Annotated in this window: 24 protein-coding genes and 1 pseudogene; 9 read left to right on the top strand and 16 right to left on the bottom strand. The window is 41.8% G+C overall.

Going from position 1 to position 16,521, the window contains the following annotated elements; translation table 11 throughout:
• Nucleotides 1–116: 116 nt before the first annotated feature.
• The 6 genes from LRR81_RS08030 to LRR81_RS08005 form a co-directional block, all read right to left on the bottom strand.
• On the bottom strand, nucleotides 117–458 hold the full coding sequence (locus tag LRR81_RS08030) for a hypothetical protein (protein WP_231788826.1): 342 nt from the start codon (nucleotides 456–458) through the stop codon (nucleotides 117–119).
• A gap of 381 nt (nucleotides 459–839) precedes the next feature.
• Complete coding sequence (locus LRR81_RS08025; RefSeq protein ID WP_231788825.1) at nucleotides 840–2,402, bottom strand: LXG domain-containing protein; 1,563 nt, start codon at nucleotides 2,400–2,402, stop codon at nucleotides 840–842.
• A 21-nt stretch (nucleotides 2,403–2,423) separates the two neighbouring features.
• Nucleotides 2,424–2,696, bottom strand: coding sequence for a YwqI/YxiC family protein (locus tag LRR81_RS08020; protein WP_231788824.1), 273 nt, complete (start codon nucleotides 2,694–2,696; stop codon nucleotides 2,424–2,426).
• Between the two features lie 18 nt (nucleotides 2,697–2,714).
• Nucleotides 2,715–3,083: a YwqH-like family protein gene (locus LRR81_RS08015; RefSeq protein WP_231788823.1), complete on the bottom strand. Its 369-nt coding sequence runs from the start codon at nucleotides 3,081–3,083 to the stop codon at nucleotides 2,715–2,717.
• 298 nt (nucleotides 3,084–3,381) lie between these two features.
• On the bottom strand, nucleotides 3,382–4,083 hold the full coding sequence (locus LRR81_RS08010; RefSeq protein ID WP_231788822.1) for a hypothetical protein: 702 nt from the start codon (nucleotides 4,081–4,083) through the stop codon (nucleotides 3,382–3,384).
• Nucleotides 4,080–4,808, bottom strand: a complete 729-nt coding sequence (locus LRR81_RS08005) for a hypothetical protein (RefSeq protein ID WP_231788821.1) — start codon at nucleotides 4,806–4,808, stop codon at nucleotides 4,080–4,082. The genes LRR81_RS08010 and LRR81_RS08005 overlap by 4 nt, the downstream gene beginning before the upstream one ends.
• Before the next feature lie 120 nt (nucleotides 4,809–4,928).
• Between LRR81_RS08005 and LRR81_RS08000 the strand changes: the two genes are divergently transcribed.
• On the top strand, nucleotides 4,929–5,354 hold the full coding sequence (locus LRR81_RS08000) for a DUF1801 domain-containing protein (protein ID WP_231788820.1): 426 nt from the start codon (nucleotides 4,929–4,931) through the stop codon (nucleotides 5,352–5,354).
• A 42-nt stretch (nucleotides 5,355–5,396) separates the two neighbouring features.
• Here LRR81_RS08000 and LRR81_RS07995 read toward each other — a convergent pair whose 3' ends face one another.
• Nucleotides 5,397–5,543, bottom strand: coding sequence for an excalibur calcium-binding domain-containing protein (locus LRR81_RS07995; protein WP_231788819.1), 147 nt, complete (start codon nucleotides 5,541–5,543; stop codon nucleotides 5,397–5,399).
• Between the two features lie 98 nt (nucleotides 5,544–5,641).
• Complete coding sequence (locus tag LRR81_RS07990) at nucleotides 5,642–5,908, bottom strand: excalibur calcium-binding domain-containing protein (protein WP_231788818.1); 267 nt, start codon at nucleotides 5,906–5,908, stop codon at nucleotides 5,642–5,644.
• Between the two features lie 221 nt (nucleotides 5,909–6,129).
• Here LRR81_RS07990 and LRR81_RS07985 point away from each other — a divergent pair, with 221 nt between their 5' ends.
• Entirely contained in the window at nucleotides 6,130–6,315 is a 186-nt protein-coding gene (locus LRR81_RS07985; RefSeq protein ID WP_231788817.1) for a hypothetical protein, read from the top strand.
• Nucleotides 6,316–6,318: 3 nt separating this feature from the next.
• Here the strand turns inward: LRR81_RS07985 and LRR81_RS07980 are convergent, their stop codons facing one another.
• Entirely contained in the window at nucleotides 6,319–6,684 is a 366-nt protein-coding gene (locus LRR81_RS07980; RefSeq protein ID WP_231788816.1) for a DUF2500 domain-containing protein, read from the bottom strand.
• 24 nt (nucleotides 6,685–6,708) lie between these two features.
• On the bottom strand, nucleotides 6,709–7,923 hold the full coding sequence (locus tag LRR81_RS07975; RefSeq protein WP_231788815.1) for an MFS transporter: 1,215 nt from the start codon (nucleotides 7,921–7,923) through the stop codon (nucleotides 6,709–6,711).
• A 118-nt stretch (nucleotides 7,924–8,041) separates the two neighbouring features.
• Between LRR81_RS07975 and LRR81_RS07970 the strand changes: the two genes are divergently transcribed.
• The gene (locus LRR81_RS07970; RefSeq protein ID WP_231788814.1) at nucleotides 8,042–8,932 is read left to right on the top strand and encodes a LysR family transcriptional regulator; all 891 of its coding nucleotides are present in this window, start codon (nucleotides 8,042–8,044) and stop codon (nucleotides 8,930–8,932) included.
• A 94-nt stretch (nucleotides 8,933–9,026) separates the two neighbouring features.
• Entirely contained in the window at nucleotides 9,027–9,326 is a 300-nt protein-coding gene (locus tag LRR81_RS07965) for a hypothetical protein (protein ID WP_231788813.1), read from the top strand.
• 107 nt (nucleotides 9,327–9,433) lie between these two features.
• On the opposite strand, the gene LRR81_RS07960 is transcribed toward LRR81_RS07965, so the two are convergent.
• Nucleotides 9,434–10,144: a hypothetical protein gene (locus LRR81_RS07960; RefSeq protein ID WP_231788812.1), complete on the bottom strand. Its 711-nt coding sequence runs from the start codon at nucleotides 10,142–10,144 to the stop codon at nucleotides 9,434–9,436.
• Nucleotides 10,145–10,671: 527 nt separating this feature from the next.
• On the opposite strand from LRR81_RS07960, the gene LRR81_RS07955 reads away from it, so the two are divergent.
• From LRR81_RS07955 to LRR81_RS07940, 4 genes are all read left to right on the top strand, one after another.
• On the top strand, nucleotides 10,672–10,947 hold the full coding sequence (locus LRR81_RS07955) for a SunI/YnzG family protein (RefSeq protein WP_269448560.1): 276 nt from the start codon (nucleotides 10,672–10,674) through the stop codon (nucleotides 10,945–10,947).
• A gap of 8 nt (nucleotides 10,948–10,955) precedes the next feature.
• A complete protein-coding gene (locus LRR81_RS07950; protein ID WP_231788811.1) occupies nucleotides 10,956–11,204 on the top strand; it encodes a hypothetical protein in 249 nt (82 codons plus the stop codon).
• 161 nt (nucleotides 11,205–11,365) lie between these two features.
• Nucleotides 11,366–11,884 carry a hypothetical protein gene (locus LRR81_RS07945; protein WP_231788810.1) on the top strand — a complete coding sequence of 173 codons (519 nt, stop codon included), beginning with the start codon at nucleotides 11,366–11,368 and terminating at the stop codon, nucleotides 11,882–11,884.
• 107 nt (nucleotides 11,885–11,991) lie between these two features.
• Nucleotides 11,992–12,207 (top strand): hypothetical protein, encoded by a 216-nt coding sequence (locus LRR81_RS07940; protein WP_231788809.1) that lies wholly within the window; start codon nucleotides 11,992–11,994, stop codon nucleotides 12,205–12,207.
• A gap of 69 nt (nucleotides 12,208–12,276) precedes the next feature.
• Here the strand turns inward: LRR81_RS07940 and LRR81_RS07935 are convergent, their stop codons facing one another.
• The 3 genes and pseudogenes from LRR81_RS07935 to LRR81_RS07925 form a co-directional block, all read right to left on the bottom strand.
• The gene (locus LRR81_RS07935) at nucleotides 12,277–12,699 is read right to left on the bottom strand and encodes a DUF6526 family protein (RefSeq protein ID WP_231788808.1); all 423 of its coding nucleotides are present in this window, start codon (nucleotides 12,697–12,699) and stop codon (nucleotides 12,277–12,279) included.
• Between the two features lie 299 nt (nucleotides 12,700–12,998).
• A pseudogene (locus LRR81_RS07930) lies at nucleotides 12,999–13,522 on the bottom strand (DUF3885 domain-containing protein); the annotation flags it as partial.
• Between the two features lie 27 nt (nucleotides 13,523–13,549).
• Complete coding sequence (locus tag LRR81_RS07925; RefSeq protein WP_231788807.1) at nucleotides 13,550–14,653, bottom strand: AbrB family transcriptional regulator; 1,104 nt, start codon at nucleotides 14,651–14,653, stop codon at nucleotides 13,550–13,552.
• Between the two features lie 184 nt (nucleotides 14,654–14,837).
• Between LRR81_RS07925 and LRR81_RS07920 the strand changes: the two genes are divergently transcribed.
• The gene (locus tag LRR81_RS07920) at nucleotides 14,838–15,203 is read left to right on the top strand and encodes a hypothetical protein (RefSeq protein ID WP_231788806.1); all 366 of its coding nucleotides are present in this window, start codon (nucleotides 14,838–14,840) and stop codon (nucleotides 15,201–15,203) included.
• 233 nt (nucleotides 15,204–15,436) lie between these two features.
• Here the strand turns inward: LRR81_RS07920 and LRR81_RS07915 are convergent, their stop codons facing one another.
• Together LRR81_RS07915 and LRR81_RS07910 are read right to left on the bottom strand one after the other, a co-directional pair.
• Entirely contained in the window at nucleotides 15,437–15,961 is a 525-nt protein-coding gene (locus tag LRR81_RS07915; RefSeq protein ID WP_231788805.1) for a cupin domain-containing protein, read from the bottom strand.
• 114 nt (nucleotides 15,962–16,075) lie between these two features.
• Complete coding sequence (locus LRR81_RS07910; protein WP_231788804.1) at nucleotides 16,076–16,450, bottom strand: hypothetical protein; 375 nt, start codon at nucleotides 16,448–16,450, stop codon at nucleotides 16,076–16,078.
• Nucleotides 16,451–16,521: the final 71 nt, after the last annotated feature.

The raw sequence follows: 16,521 nt of genomic DNA, 5'->3' as shown, positions 1-16,521 counted from the left end.
CATTTCGTAGTATTCCAGTAGCGTATTTCCTACAAGTAATAAAGCAAATGCATAAGCACATTGAGAAGTTAAGAGAAGAGCAATAATATCGTGAACCATTACATTATCCCATCAACTTAATGTACTGTCATAAGACCAAGCAGGCCTTTAAAAACAAAATAAATGATTACGCTGCTGATAATCATAAGCAAAAACCAAGGGACAAATAAAAGCCTTCTCATGATCCAGTTATACTGATGTACCTTTTTGTAAAAATAGAATCCGGCACCCATAAGAATGTAAAAGACAGCATTGTAGGATTTGGTAAACCAATTTTTAGGATTAGATACTAAAGCATCTTCATAATATTGCAAGAGAGTGTTGCCTAATATAAACAAACATCCTGCGATTGTACATTGAGCAGATAGAAGGAATACGATGAATAATCTTATAATTTCTGGTGCTTCTTCTAGAATCATAAATATAACCTTTTAATAAGACAGCAGTCTGATTAAATGGCTAAAAATGTTGAAAAATATGATGCTTACAATCCCGAACAGCAAGAAATAAAGTAAATATAAAAGTTTTGAGACGAACCAGGAATGGTTGGCAGTTTTTTTATAAATATATGGGCCAACACCAACAAAAAATTTCAGAAAAAAATTCACGGATTTTTGCAAAAAATTTTCTGGATTTTCAAATATACCCCATTCATAATATTTAATTTGCACTTGACCTAATAGTAAAATAACAAAGGCATAGGCATTTTGAGCACATAAAATTAAGATAAGGCATAGTTCAATAACTTCAATTATTGCAATAGGTATCATCATGTCTCTCCTTTTGTAGTAGATGCTGCATTAGTTGAACCAGCCTTTAATAGAATGAAAGGTGTTTTCTACCCCTTTGCTTAATTCTTTGTATCCTTTTTTAACCAGCTTTTCCCCTTCTCCAAAAACCTTTTCCCCAATATCCTTAACTTTGTCGCCTACTACGGAACTGGCTATACCGCCTGCTAAACCACCGACTGCACCTCCTACTATCGTTCCAACCGGACCGCCAATCGCTGTACCTGCGATAGCGCCGATTTCTGCCCCTGCACTAATTGCAGCCATATCCGTTGCAATTCCGGCGAAGGTGCGTCCGGCTCTTTCTGCATAAGTTTTGTTGGCATTCTCTGGACTGAATAATTCTTCTGTGTTTCCAATGATGGAAATTGCTGTTGCAGCTCCAGGCACCAGCTTTGCTGCATTTCTAAATCCTTTTGCATCCATAGCTGTTTTTAAAATATCTTTAGATCCAGTTTCAATCCTAGCTTTTAGTCCAGTTTTAAAAGACTTCCCATCAAGCCACCCATTAAAGTTTTTCGGATACCCCATGACATGCTTAAGCAGATGTGCAGGGCTTTGATACGTGCTGCCGTACTTATAAGCCAGCTTAAGAAAGGGGTTTGACGGTTCAGGGGCTTTTAAGAAATTACGGATCATTTTAGCCCATTTGTTGCTGTATTTTCCTTTTGAAGTCCATGATGGATCTGTGCTCACTGTAAATTTATATCTACCACGCAGCCGGTCCAGAAGGCTGGGTTTTACTCCGCCTTTATATCGTATTTTTAAATGCTTTGAAAAGTAGCTTGCTGTGCCTAGTGATCCCAATTGGGAAAGGATTAAAGCATTATCTGCCCAGCTAAGGTTCTCATTTAAAGTGGAAAACGGAGAAGTGAGTGTTTCACCCAGGCTGGTTATTCGCTTTTTAAACAAATCCCCTTTCAAATCATCATACTTCTTAGCTTCCGAAAGCTGAGAAGGGGAATAGCTGCCAACGGATAATTTTCCGCTTTTGTACATTCCGGATATTTCATTGATCGAGCTTTTTAATTTATGTATGTTTTGTTCTGATGATGATAGAGAGGAGGAGGTTTGGCTGTCAAAGTCGCTGAGCTGTTCTATGGTTTCTTTGATGTGTTTCTTTCCTTCTTCCACTTTATCAAGGACTTCTCCGTCGTCAAGAGGCGAAAGCCAGGCAATTCCGCTTAAGCTGTCAATTATTCCATTGGCTTCATCTGTCAGGTCTGCTGTGTAGTTTTTCGTTTTATCCAGTCCGTTTTTTAGTTCGCTCTCCAGAAATCCTTGATGAATATGAGCGGATTTGTCAGATTCGAGGTCGCTCAGCCTTGCTTTCATATCATCAAGAAACTGGGAGAGGTCGTCGAATAAGTAATCATAATAGGATAAGATTGGCTGATGAACATCCCCATAATAGGAACGGATCGCTTGCCCGCCTTTGCCTGTCAGGCTTGTACTCAGGCCTTCAAGGCTTGAAATGCTTTTTGACAGCTTGCTGAGCTGCTCTTTTTGGCTTTTTATCTCTTTTAAAGTATTCTGAATTCCCTGGTTCAGAGAGTCGGCATCCAATATTTTCATGAAATTCTGACCTCCATCAAGCTATTTAATTGAAGCGGCAAGCTTCTCATCTTTTTCCTTCATGGCCTGAACCGATTGTTCGGTGGCTTCAATGTTTTGCAGAAGCAGATTTTTGTAAGCTTCCGCTGATTCCTGAAGCTGGCTGTGCAGAGCTTCTATCTTTTTAACGGCTTCCAAGAGATTTCCGCTGGCAAAATCCTTTGGCAGGGAAGAGCGGAACGTTTGGGCAGACGATTTTATCTCAGAGAGGGCATCGCTCACCGGACCATAGTCTATTTTGATTTCTTCGCTCATACAGCTGAACGTCCTTTCTTATTGGGCTTTTGCTTTTCTTGCTTCCTGAGCTTTGATATTCGCTTCTTCAGCTGTTATCTGCTGCTTAAGCATCGCTATTTGGTTTTTTGCATTCGTGATTTCTTTTTCTATTTGCTGCAGGGTGCCTTCCAGCTGAGTGTCGCTTATATGAAGATAGCGTTCTTTCAAATCAGTGCGGATCTCCTCAAAATCATCCGCATGTTCGCCCTTGTATGTTTTGCCGGAAAGAGCAGGATCTGTGCAGAGATGGGCTTTCGCTTTGAATTCAGACTGAATGTCCTCAAGCTTTGGTTTGGCAGCTTCAAGCTTTGAAAGCTTCTCTTCAGCCTCCCGCAGATTTTCATTCAGCATAGATATGTACGACATTCTCCAACAAAACCTCCTTTATTGATGAAATAGGAAGAAACTAGCAATCATTATTCTATGATATAGGATGGAATTAGGGTGATTGAATGGGAAAATCATCATTATTTAAGGAAATATCAGGGGACTTTTGTCACTTTTTGCTACTATACCCGGGAGATAAGGCAGAATAAACCAGGAAAATAAAAAAGCAGCTGAGACAAAGTGTTGTGTCAGCTGTTTCTATTTTCTTAATGATCCCTAGGCACTATAATTGAAAAAAATACATAATTTATCGGAAAAGCAGGTTGAAGGAATAAGGCTATAGGTCTTCTTTTCGCAATTCCATTAAAGGAAACATCTGTAAATTAGTAAAAGAACCGAAGAATTGTTCAGGGTGGATGTTTTCCTCGTTTAATTCCCTGTCAGGGATATAGCCAAGCTGAATATCCTGATACAGGATGCTATTAAGCTGGTCAGGGTTCTGCTTTTGCATGGAAGTAAGAAAGTCTATCCATTCTTTTGGCAGAGGAACGGCTCCATAAGATTTTTGCGTTAGAGCAACGGTTTTATTCATTTGGATTTTTGGCTGGTAGGTTGCCCTGTCAGCAGAACTGCTGTAGCCTCTCTTCATCAGCAAGTAAAAATCTAAGGAATGCAGTTTCTGCTCTGGGGCAATATTCCATACAATCCGATAGGATGAAGGGTCATTCACATCGGTCATCCAAATGTTTGGCCGCAAACTATTTTCGACGCCTTTCAGTTTCCACTGATGGAACTCCCATTCCCAGTAACTAAGCCCATAATTTTTCTGCTTAGAAATATACGGGACAAGCATATGCTTGTTATCAATCGCAACAACGTCCTGTATCTCACGGGCATATGCCCTTGGAGAGGACTTGTTGATGCTTTCTACTGTTTGATCCTTTTCTAAGAAGGAATCAGGCTGTGAAAAGAAGAACCAGTAAACCAAGATGAGTACACAGATGGCTGCTGCAGCAACCCAAAGCATGGGCTTTTTCATTTATTAACGTCCTCCTTCAGGATCGAAGCCGCAGTACGGAAATAGTACTGCTTTCCTCCATTTGTTAGCAAAAGGCCCTTTCCATCCTTTTCAACAAACACGAGCGGCTGAAAATTACTGCCCCATTTGCTTTGCATTCCTGTCAGCAGGAAGGGAAACCGTTCTGAACGCTGATGAGCTTCTGATCTTTTAGAAGCCTGCTCATACCACAAATCACTTTGGATTTTTTCTTCTTTAAAAGAATGAACCTGTTTTAATAAGCTTTCTTTATCCAGACTGTATTTTACCGGCACAGGAACGCTTGAAACAACAGCAGCTCTCTCCACATTTGAGAGATAAGTAGACGGCTTATTCTCTGGATAGACAACATGAAACAGACCCAAGGCCAGCAGCGAAAAGGCAAGAAAAAGAAAATTGGATAGGAATCCGAGCCAAATGAAACGGCGATAGGTACTCCAGCCGCCTTCTCTATTTTTTAGCCACAAGTAGGCAATCCCGGCGCCAAGAGGCAAAATTGGCAGCCCAATAAGAGTGCCCATAATGGGGAAATTAATATTTATGGCAAAAAGGCCGGCTAATCCCGCGGCCATTGCCTTCCATATTGGCGGCTTCTGAAATTGTGACTGAAAAATTCGGTTAGCAGCATAGGCGATGACACAGTAGGCCAGTAGCGTTGCAATGATCGAAATCGGGTTATCAGGATAATTAATGGATGTGTTCAACAATTATTCTTCTCCTTTTAAAAACGCTCATAAACCTAATTTTACCATAAATGTTAATGAAGGTTTGAGCCTGATTTAAACGAATTCTTTTAAAATGATAGAAAAATAGAGGGGGATGGGAAAATGGCATATCAACTGAAAACAAAAGAAACGGACAGCAGTGTAATCGAGTTTATTGAAAAAGTCGATAGCCTCAAAAAGCGGGAAGATGCTTATTTGCTGTTGGATCTTTTTACCGAAGCGACAGGATATAAGCCAAAGATGTGGGGATCGAGCATCATTGGGTTTGGCGCTTATCATTATAAGTATGAATCGGGACATGAAGGAGATGCACCACTGGTTGGCTTTTCTCCGCGAAAAGCGAAAATCAGTCTGTACTTTGCCACAGGGGATCCAAATCGCGAAGCAATGCTGAAGAACTTTGGGAAGCATACGACAGGGAAAGCTTGTGTGTACATTAATAAAGTGGCGGATATTGATACGGATGTTTTGAAGGATATGATCAGGCAGTCTGTGAGCTATTTGAAAGAGAATCATACAGTGATATAGAAAAGAGCTCGGAGATAGGATCTTCGAGCTTTTTATATGCTGCTATTCGCACGCCAAGCCATCACCATCGCGATTCAAATGAGGCGCATATCCTGGATCGCCTGTGCGGAGAGGTGCGGCTCTTGCGTCAGTAAAGTTTTTGTAATAGACGTTAGCATCCTGAATCCGGCTCAGACTGGTTGGAATCATTGCTGGAACTGGAGCTGGAATTAGAATCGCTGAAGGATGAGACGGGAGAGTCAGGGGCAGAAGCGACAGGCTGAGAGTGGTTGCTTTGACCCTTGAAATTAGCGTTCACAAGCAAGGCCGTCATGGTCTCGATCTCTTGCCGTATTTTTAAGGTAAAGTTCTTTGGAAACGTACTGTTTATAATGAAGTTTTCCTCCCTTGTTCTTTGCCTTGGAAGAGATGGCAATTCCGCCTTTATACACTGCATTCATAAGCTTGCAGCTGGCATAAGCTTTAATTTTTGTTTTAGCTTCAACAGGTTGAACGTTAAAACAGAAGCCAGTCACAAGAACAAAGGACAAAGCAATGGACGTTGCTTTTTTCATGATCTGATACCTCCTTCCTCAGTTTCTATTTTCTGGCAATCTTATATTAGGACAATCGATTTCTAATAGCAATACAAAATTGGTTTTTTGCGCCATATTTCTTATTTTTTGGCTAAGAAAATTGAATTTTAGACAAAAAGAAAAGACCGCTTGGAACGGTCTTTTGAAGAGTTCATATTATTGATATACTGATAGGAGCTAGTTAGAGAGGCGGAATTTATATGAAGAAATTTTTCATTTATCATATTTTAATCATTGCGGCCTTTTTTGCCGTTTTCTTTTACGGTCTTTCCATGAAAAGCACGCAAGGTTTTGTGGTGATTGGTTTCGGGGCTGCGATTGCTTTAGTGCTGATGATTCTGAATAAAATGAAGAACAGCCCGTTTAAGGATTTGATGAAAAAATAAGGCTCAGGCACTTCGGTCAAAGCCCTGAAACCTTGTTCCCTGAAACGCCAGTTTTCCCTGATCACCTTCTGCCATAAGGCCATAATCATTGCCATTTACAGGAAGCTCCATCCGGTCGCCGCTTTCCACTTGAAAGGTGACATAGTACCAGGTGGAGCTGCTTGAATCCCCGCTCCCGCCGGTCATCTTTGTCCGTTTGGATACCACTCTAGCCGGAACAACCAATTTCGGCGATTTGTTGTTTTTATTCCAAAGGACAATTCCTCCAATGACGGCGCTTAAAATCACGATCACAATAAGAGCAAAAATCCCGAAAAAAAAGAACGGAAACGCCCCTTCCATAAAGTTGAAAAACCAGTCTTCAGCCATACAGTACCCCCGGAATTTTTTTCCTTATTTTAACATGTGAGAGTTTGAATTTGTAACTGCTTCCAGCTGCTTTTTCCCTTGCTCTGCGGGAAAATATTTTTTATTCCTTAATAAGAGAACAGCAAGGCTTAGGATGACAGACACTAATCCTGCGAGTATGACCGAAGAAATTCCCATCTGAGCGATAAAGAATCCTCCTGCCGCTGACCCCGCCGTCGTTCCCACGTTACAGGCTGATATAAATAAGCCATTGGCGAAATCCGGTGCTTCCGGAGCTGAAGATGAGATTAAATATTGATTAATATTTGCCATGATTCCTCCAGCCAAAAGCCCCCATAGAAATGTGAGCAACAGCATAGGAATGAGAGATGCCCCTGCAAAGAAAACAAGGATATAAACGGCACCCAGTAACAAAGGAAACAGTGTAACAGACCTCATTGGATTTTTCGTGAGCATCCTTCCTGCAGCGATGTTTCCAAGCATGTTGGCTCCGCCGAAAACAAATAACGTGACACTGATAATGTTTGAAGACATGTTTGTAACAGATTCGAGATACTCGGCAATATAGCTGTACACCCCGAATACAGAAGCGTTCAGTAAAATAACAGCCGTGATCGAAATCCACAGCACCGGCTTTTTTAAGACAGCCAGCTGCTCACCGTACGATTGTTTTTCTTTCACAGGCATCGATGGCAGAAAAATCAATGTAGCAGCCAGCACAATGATATTGACAAAAGCAAAGAAGGCCATCGCCATTTCATACGAAACTGCATTGTTGATAAAACTTGCAATAGGAACTCCGGCTACCATCCCGGCGGATATTCCGATGAAAACTTTCGAAACAGCCTTCGGAGCTTCTTCCGGCCTGACTGAGGAAGCAGCTGCTGTAAATGCGATGGAACAGTATACCGGATGAAAAAGAGCCAGCACGATGCGAATGATTAACAGGAAAGTAAAGTTAGCTGCAAAGACGGAAGCAATGTTTCCTGCAACAAATACACTTAATACGAGAATCATCACCTTTTTTCGGTTCAATCCGGATAACAATAATGGCATCGTTGGCCCAGAGACAGCAATGGCGAGCGCGAAAAGACTCACCGTCCAGCCTGCTGCTGATATGCTCACATGGAAATGTTCAGCGATGGCGGGCAATAGCCCAATAACCCCCATCTCTGTATTTAAAATGCCGAAAACGCCGACAGTTAAGATGAAAATCATTAATTTATTCTTTTTTGCCATAATGAAGATCAGCTCCTTCTAGTTGTTAGTTTAGCTCTGCTCTTCAGGTATAGCAAATACCTATATCATATGTCATGATATAGAATAAAGGCATTTATGAATGAAGGAGGTTCTTTTGATGGAATTGAGAGTTCTGCGGTATTTTCTAACAGCTGCAAGAGAAGGAAGCATAACGAAGGCAGCTGATTTTTTGCATGTGACTCAGCCCACGCTGTCGAGACAGCTGAAGGATCTTGAACAGGAGCTGGGGAAAAAGCTGTTCACCCGCGGCAGCCACAGCATCTTCCTCACAGAAGAAGGCATTCTTCTGCGAAAGAGAGCAGAGGAAATCCTCGAGATGGCTGACAAGCTGGAGGCGGAATTCAGAGACATGGAAGACACGATAAGCGGTGATGTTTACATAGGCAGCGGGGAAACAGAAGCGATGAGGCAGCTTGCTCGCGCGGCAAAAGAAGTGCAGGCAAGCTATCCGAACATCCGGTACCATCTCTACAGCGGCAACGAGGATGATGTAACAGAACGGCTGGATAAAGGACTGCTTGATTTTTGCCTGTTAATCCAGCCGGCCAATTTATCAAAATACCATTCTATAGAGATCCCGGACACAGATGTATGGGGCGTTGTGATGAGAAAAGACAGCCCCCTTGCTTCTAAAGAAACCATTGCAGCTGCTGATTTAATCAATCTACCGCTCATCTTTTCCCGGCAGGCGATGCAGCAGACATTGTCCAAAAACGAATTTGTAGAATGGTTTGGGGATGACTTTGAAAAATTAAACGTAGTGACAACATATAACCTTGTCTACAATGCCGCGATTATGGTGGATGAAGGAATCGGCTATGCGGTTACCCTTGATAAGCTGGTGAACACCTCTGAAGACAGCAGCCTATGCTTCAGGCCTATGGAGCCTAAACTTGAGTCTGGCCTTAATATTGTCTGGAAAAAGCACCAGATCTTTTCCGCTGCAGCTGAAGTATTTTTAAAAGAAATGCAGGCGAAATTCAGTTGAAAAATAACTGCTGAACAAAACGCATTTTTTAAAAATACAAAAATGGGGTAAACCATATAAGAGGAAATTTTTTATATGGGGAGGAATCGGCTTTATGAAAAAATCACTTTTGTTTACAATTCTAGGATCTGCAGCAGCAGCCGCAGGGACGGCTTGGGCTGTTATGGCAACGAAGAAAAAACAGCAGCCGCAATTTCTTGAAGATACAGACATGCGCAACAGTGTGAAACTTGATCAAGAAGAAAGCCAGGATGCCACTGTTGACCCGGAAGAGCAAGGGTTGTCAAAGCTAGATTCCGCACAGCGTGCTGAGTGGGTGGCAAACGGCATCCCGCAGACCCATCAGGAGATGAAAGAGCTGGAAGAGGAAGAGAAAGAAGAGCAGCACCGATAAAAGGGCCCCTATTTTTAAAGGGTTCCGTCAAAAGCAGGAAAATGTATTTAAATAATTGAAATAAGAGTAAATTGGACAACAAAAAAGGCAGCGATTCAGCTGCCTTTTTAAAGTTGCTTATTAAAGGCAATTTGAACAGAATCTACATCACTATCTGTAAATATTCGGATAGATGCTTGGGTGTTGTTCGTCCATTCAACTCGAAGCTGGTCTGCCTCGTAGCTTCTATCAAGCTGGTTATATTCTTTATATTTAGTTAATTTACTTCCTTTTTCTCCATAATAAATCCTTAAAAGCCTGTTAGGTTTTTGTCCTTGAGACCTGGTTATTTCTCTTAATTCAATTATTTTTTTATGGTCGGGCGATTCACTTGTCAATAAAGTATTAGAATCGACTTGAATTTGTACATTCTTGAAAAATTTACGATTTTTTTTATTAAATACGAAGGTTTCTGGAAATTGTTCTTCCCCTTCTAAAGTAATAAGGGCAGTATCATTACTTTCCCATTTTATAGAGGTATTGGAATCATCGAGTGTTTTCCCATCGTTACTAATACTTTGGTCTATATGATCATTTTGATATTTAATTCTGACAGAGGAGGGGCCGAAAAAGGCTGGTTCACCCTTTTCTGCAATTTCAATAGTGTTGGCACCGTTAGGGGAATGACTAACTATAAGTGTGCGTTCCTTAATCTCTGTCTGGTAATAAAAATAACCGGCAAATAAAAGAATGGGTACAAAAATTAGAACAACTGCCCCTATTAAGCATCCCCAAATAACTCGCTTTTTCGTGCATAAAATATCTTGTTCCATATCCAACTTATATCAGCTGCCTTTTACAAATTTATTTATCAGCTGCTTAAACTATTTTATTGAAGGTAGAGAATATATTTTATCTCAAATCATTTTTGCAGTTATTCCCAATCCTTGTGCGGGGGTCAATTCTTCACATCATGTTTAGAAACTTTTTCTAGATGGCTTGGCTAGTAAAAAGCAGAACCTGCATTTAAAAGCATGAACCCGCAAATAAAAAACTGAACTTGCATATAACGGATCGAGCCTGCAACTTAATGAAACAACCTGCAAATAAAATCTTAAAAGTAGCAATTAAAATCCCAAAACCTGCAAATAAAATCTTCTAACCCGCATATAAACTTCGAAAACCCGCATGTATTTGACGGAATCCTTTACCTTAATAAAGCGAAAATGGAGAAATCTTTGCAAAACAGGCCAAATTTGCTTCAAAATCTTCAAAAAGCACAAAAAATCGTCCAATTTCGCACTGTTTTCCTTTTGATAGATTAATAGTATACTTCTAGGTAAATATTGACAACAGGAGGACGGCCATGCAAATATATGATCTGCACGTTTCAAAGGAAGGTGAAAACCTGCTGATTCAGTGGCAATTGAGCAAAGTTAAAATTCCTCTGACTGAAATCAAAGAAGTCAAAAACGATGATTCGTATGGAGGAGAGGATGCCCAGGCACGGAGAATCGGGTATCCATATGGCAATACGGACCGGGTTTCTGTGAAAACTGCCAATGAGACTTATTTATTGTTCACAAGCGCGGGCGGACTGAAAGAGAAAATCCTATCCTATGTGCAAGAAGCGCAGAGCTGACTCACTATATGATATTTCTCTTTCTGCAGCTGATGACGTTTGTTATGCTATTTATCCTCGTTATGGGTCTCCTCCGTGTATTTAAAGGCTACCCGAAATATGCCTTTTACATTGTGCTTGGCATGGAAGTGCTGTGCCTGATTTTCATCCTGGTGATGTTAAACGGGAATTTCAGATCAGGCTACAGCCTTGGGCTGATTGGGATGTTTCTTGTGACGCTCGCTGCTACTGTAATTGCGATTGGAAGAAAAAGATGAATGAAAATGATGCTCAAATGATTATTTCCCGCAAGTTAATAAAATAAAATGGCTCGTTCAAAGGTGAACAGGCCGTTATTTGTATTCCAATATATTCCTTTTTGTGCACCTGTAAGGTATGCTTGTATTAATAATGACCATTCGGCAAATGGGGGATTGGTTTGAGGATATTTAAAATCGCACTCATCGTAATCAGCCTTTTAATGGGAACAGCCTGTGCAAATACGGAGGCGTCAAAAAGGCAAGGAAAGGAATACAATTCCGAACAGCAGGCTTTTGAAGCGGCACAAAAGGAAAGACCAGATATGAAACGGATCGTATGGGAATCAAAGATAGTCGGAAGCGAAAAAATTGCCTTATATTATTTTAAAACGGCAAAAGGAGACGAAGGCTTTGGATTTGCTTCGTTTCTGTTTAATGATAAGAATAACAAAGTGAACTGGAACAGTGTGGCACCAGAAACAGTGACGAGAACTGCCGACCATCACTGCACATCTGTGAAAGGCGGCTTTACTTCTGCTGAAGGGATACAGTTTGAATTTTATGAGGGTGTTGCAGAGCAAGGAGAAAAAACACGTATTGAGACGTCATTGGAAGATGGGGTGAAGCCTCATATTGATCAGGCTTCTGGTTTATATTATTGCGTAACTTTTGGTCCTAATCAAAGCAAGGAGAAATAGCGCAATTAAAGTTGTACAGGCACACTCTTCCTATAGGGAGACAGCCCGTTTCGTATATCTTTCCCCCAATGCTTCATACTAAGAAGCAGTAAAGGAGAGATCATACTATGGATTTTTACGACGAAGTCCAAATGGATGAGAACGGAAATTACATCGTGCCGCCTGAAAAAATGAATGAAGTATTGGAGCATATGGCGCTCTTGAATGAGAAAGTGGATGAGATGCGAGTCATTATGGAGGATAAAATTTCCGACCTGAAAAATGAAAACGACTGGAAGACGCTGAGCAGGAAGGCATTTATGAAGCGGTATAACAGGAGATAACACAAGAAGAGCATCCCGTATATGGATGCTCTTCGCTTTTTTAAAGCAGGGTTTATTAAGATAATAAGATTAAATCCTATCCAGATCTGCCTTCCATGACTGTATATTTTGTTTAATATCCTTAGCCGACAGGTTCTCAGCAGCTGCTTTTTCTGCGATCGCTTGAAGTTCCTCATCAGAAGCAAATCTTAAAGCGACAATTTGTTTCATTGATAGAGCAGGATTGAGAAGCTTTCCAGTCAGCACATAATGCCGCAGGTTCTCCTCTGCCCGGATGGCACGGTCCTGTGCCTTTAGAGGATAAGTCCGCACTAAAATAAGAATAAGAATAAGGCTGATTGAAACCAGAAACATAAATAATGCGGCGAAAAGATCTCCTCCCAAGACAGCATAAACAATCGCTGATACAAGAACGGCCAGAACGAGAATGGTTAATACATAATGATAAAGCGGATGAACCCTTGTATGGTTGTTGAAATCTTGATTTTCCATGCCAATCCCCCCTCAAGATATTTTATGCTTTTGCGGTTTAAGTATAATAGCTTCTTTTAAAATAAAAAGGCAATTGCAGAATATATGAATTTGTAAGAATTGCAGGAAAGCTGAAAAAAAACAGCCCCCATTAAGGCTGTCTGGCAATCAGATGTAATTCATTCTATTCTCCTAAAACCAACGAGCTTAATTAATGATTCCTCTGCTCAATTAGCAAAGACCTGATCAATCTCTGCTCTGTCATAATCCAAAATCCAGTCATTGAATGTTACATAAAGATCTCTTATTTTTTCAGGAGAATCTGCCAATACGTCACAGCCTCTGTCATCGTAAACGTGAAAGATGGTTTTTTGTTCAGGTTTAGGAAATAAACTCTGTGCTCCATTCGGGGGTGCAGCGCAAAATCTTTGTTGCAAATTGCCTTTAATAAGGGCTTGTATTTTAATTCCCTGGCTTTACATCCCAACGTAAATCGATGCGTTTGATAGGATTCCTCTTCATCATCTTCAATATAGGGCATTGTCTGATGTTTTATCTTGTATAATAATGACTTTTCAACATATGGTGAAAAGTTCTTTAACTTCCTCTGAAGGGAGCGGCCCTTATCAAAGTCACTTACATCGAGCACCACTATGAGATCATCCCCAGAAGAATGCAGAGCTTCAAATAGGGCAAATGCTCGTTTATTGCAGCCCCTCAAATAAGGGTTGTCCGGGTAATCATATTTTCTTTTCCATTCAACGCCAAGCTCATACCGGATCCCAACATCCCACTCATAGAAAAGGGGCGGCCTTAGCAGCAGCCCTGGGAAATTCTGCTCCATAAACTCATTCCAATTTCCTTTCATCCCTTAACCCCTTTTCCCAGCAGCCTCTGCTACCTGCTTTTTCAGCACCGTCTTAAACGCAAGCCGGATAAGAGGAGGGACTGCAATAAAAATAAACAGGATTCGGAACAGCTGGTAGCAGACGACAATGGACAGATCGGCGTTCACTTCCTTCGCAATTAAAGCCATTTGGTCCATGCCCCCTGGTGAAAGGCTGAGGAAGGCTGTAATAAATGGTACGTGATGGATGTTTGCGAGCAGATAGCTCATTCCCATCGAGCCTCCAATCAGCAGAAATCCGCTGAGCAGGGCGAGTATCGTAAAGCGAACTTTGTGCTCCAGTGCTTCAGGCTTCAGCATCAGCCCAATATACGTGCCGAGCATAACCTGTGAAATGTTCAGCATCAGCTGAGGAAGCTGCGGACCGCTGTAGCCGGAGAGATTTATGATAATCGTGATGATCATAGGCGCCAGCATAAAGGCAGTCGGCATTTTGACTTTGTTTCCGAGAATCGCACATAGCGTACACGCAATCGCAAAGACGAAAATGTGAGGGGACAGACCTTGAAAGGTGGCTGCTGCTTTGGCAGCGTCGTGCACAGGGTGATGGCCTGAACTGCCTAAGAGAGGGCTGAATATCAGGAGCGGCACAAAAAAGACGATCATCATGAGCCGGGAAACCTGAAGGAACGTGACAACGGTAATGTCAACGCCCTTCGTTTCCTCCGCAAGCGGGATCATCTGGCTGAGACCGCCTGGTATGCTTCCCATCAGCAGGGTTGGGTAAGGGATGCCGGACAGCTTCGATACAATAAAGGCAATAAATGCAGCAAGCAATAGCAATAAAACAGTTAAAAGAATCATAGCAGGCAGCTGCTGGCTGATTTGCTGCAGTGTTTCCATCGTAAACGAGAGCCCAATGGTATAACCGACGATGATCATGCCGGTATTTCTAATTTGTACTGGCCAATAGGGCCTTATTCTAGTGACTGCCTTTGAGCCGATCAGAACAAAAACCATCGAGCCGATCAGCCATGGAATCGGCATGTGGATAAGCTGGAATATCCATCCGCCGATGAGCGCGTATAAAAGCGTCACAAGCAGGGACAATGTTTTGTTTTGCTGCAAGATGCATTCCTTCTTTTTCTTAGTAATGTCTTCTTCTACTATACCTTAAAAATGCGTTTTGTTCTTTCCTCGTGCACCAATTCACAGCAGGTATCCAGGCATTTGAAGTGAAATTAGATTTTATAATTAAGAACACAGCATACAATGATATACGGTTACAAGGATGAGACACGGGGGAAGACAAGTGAAATTAATAACAGGCATTATCCTAATCATATTGAGTGTCATACATGTACTCTATGGTGAGAAAAAGCTATTAAAAGAATTGGCGGATTTAGGTGCGGATCAGACACTGACCGGTTCAGTCAGGGTAATGACTGTGCAGGGAGGGGCCTTGCTTTTTGCCACGGGGGTCATTGAACTGCTGAGTTACAGCAAAGCTATTCAGCTCAGTGGAATAGCAGGCTATTTTCCTTTAGGGCTGGTATGTATTAATGTGATTTCATGTATTTTGGTTATAGTATTTAAGCATCGTGAGTTACTGAAAATAGTTTTTCCCCAGCTTGTCATTTTTCTAATCATTATTGTGCTGATGAAGTTAAGTATTTAATGGAACTATTTCTTTTTCCCGTTGTTCAAATAAACACTTCCTGCCACACCGCTAAAAAGAGCCACACCGATCGCAATCCACATTTCTAATGACATAAAGCGCCCTCCCGGATTCTTTTCTTCCATCATACATGCAAACTAAATGGAAATCATCTGCCAAAAGACAGAGTTTGTGAGAGGCCTGTCCTTTGTGAAAAAACCTTTACCAAAAACTCGGCAAAGATTTTTTGCGTTTTATTCTGCAGCCTGTGCCTCCGCTTTCGTTCGATGAACGGTTCCAAAAGGATGCTGCGGAGGGGCATAGATGGAATAAAGCTTTAACGGAATATTTCCGGTGTTGGTGACATTATGCCATGTGCCCGCCGGAATCATGATGGCAGAATCATCGGAGACTCTTCTGACAAAGTTTAAGTTGTTTCGCCGCTTGCCCATTTGGACGATTCCCTGGCCCTGTTCAATACGCAAAAACTGGTCAATGTTTGGATGAATTTCAAGACCAATGTCCTCGCCAACATTAATGCTCATCAAGGTGACCTGCAAATGCTGACCTGTCCAGATGGCCGTTCGGTAGTTATTGTTCTGCTTGGCGGCCTGATTGATGTTAACAACATATGGGTTGGGCCCATAATCTTTGAGGCGGGTTTGATTTCTGGGGTGCCCAAATAGCCTGTAATCCGGGTAGCTTGCATAAACCGGATAGCCGGTATAGTAAGGAATTTGCCTGTATTGATAAGGATTTACACTTGCAGCAGGGTACAATTTTTTCAGCCCCTTCAAAATGATAATCTATCCTATGGGCCATGTCTTTGAAATGTGCTTTTCTACAGGCAAATAGGCTGCTGGTGGCTCAAACAGCAGGTTCTATCCGTTCGCTTAAGTAGCACACATGAAATTTCTTATTTGAGAGTACCTGTACGTTTCGCTGCGGGTACGCCCTCCTTGCCAGACATAGCCAGAAACACTGTTGATGCGGATATCAGTCGGGTAAAACCAAAAATCCCTGCCGAACGGACTTTGAAATCTTAGGCCCAGCAGTCCCCATTTTCCTAAGCAAGAGCACATGCGCGTTCTTACCTGGCCTGATTGGGGTGCAGCAGAAAACGACTCAGGCAATGTTGGGATCTGACCTGGCGGCGGAGTCTGCGGAGAATCAGCGAAGCTTTCTGGACGGTACCCCTCATAAGGGTAACCGGAATAATACCTCTGATCATAAAGGACGGAAGGATCATAGAACGGTTGATTGTACAAAAGTAACGCCTCCTTATCGGCTGTCTTTTGTATTTGTATGTTGTTTTGCCTATAAAGGAAACTGCATTGGG

The organism is Metabacillus kandeliae (genome assembly GCF_021166585.1).
Lineage (GTDB): Bacteria > Bacillota > Bacilli > Bacillales > Bacillaceae > Metabacillus_B > Metabacillus_B kandeliae.
The sequence above is the reverse complement of the archived record's forward strand: the minus strand, read 5'-3'. Positions and strand labels throughout refer to the sequence as shown.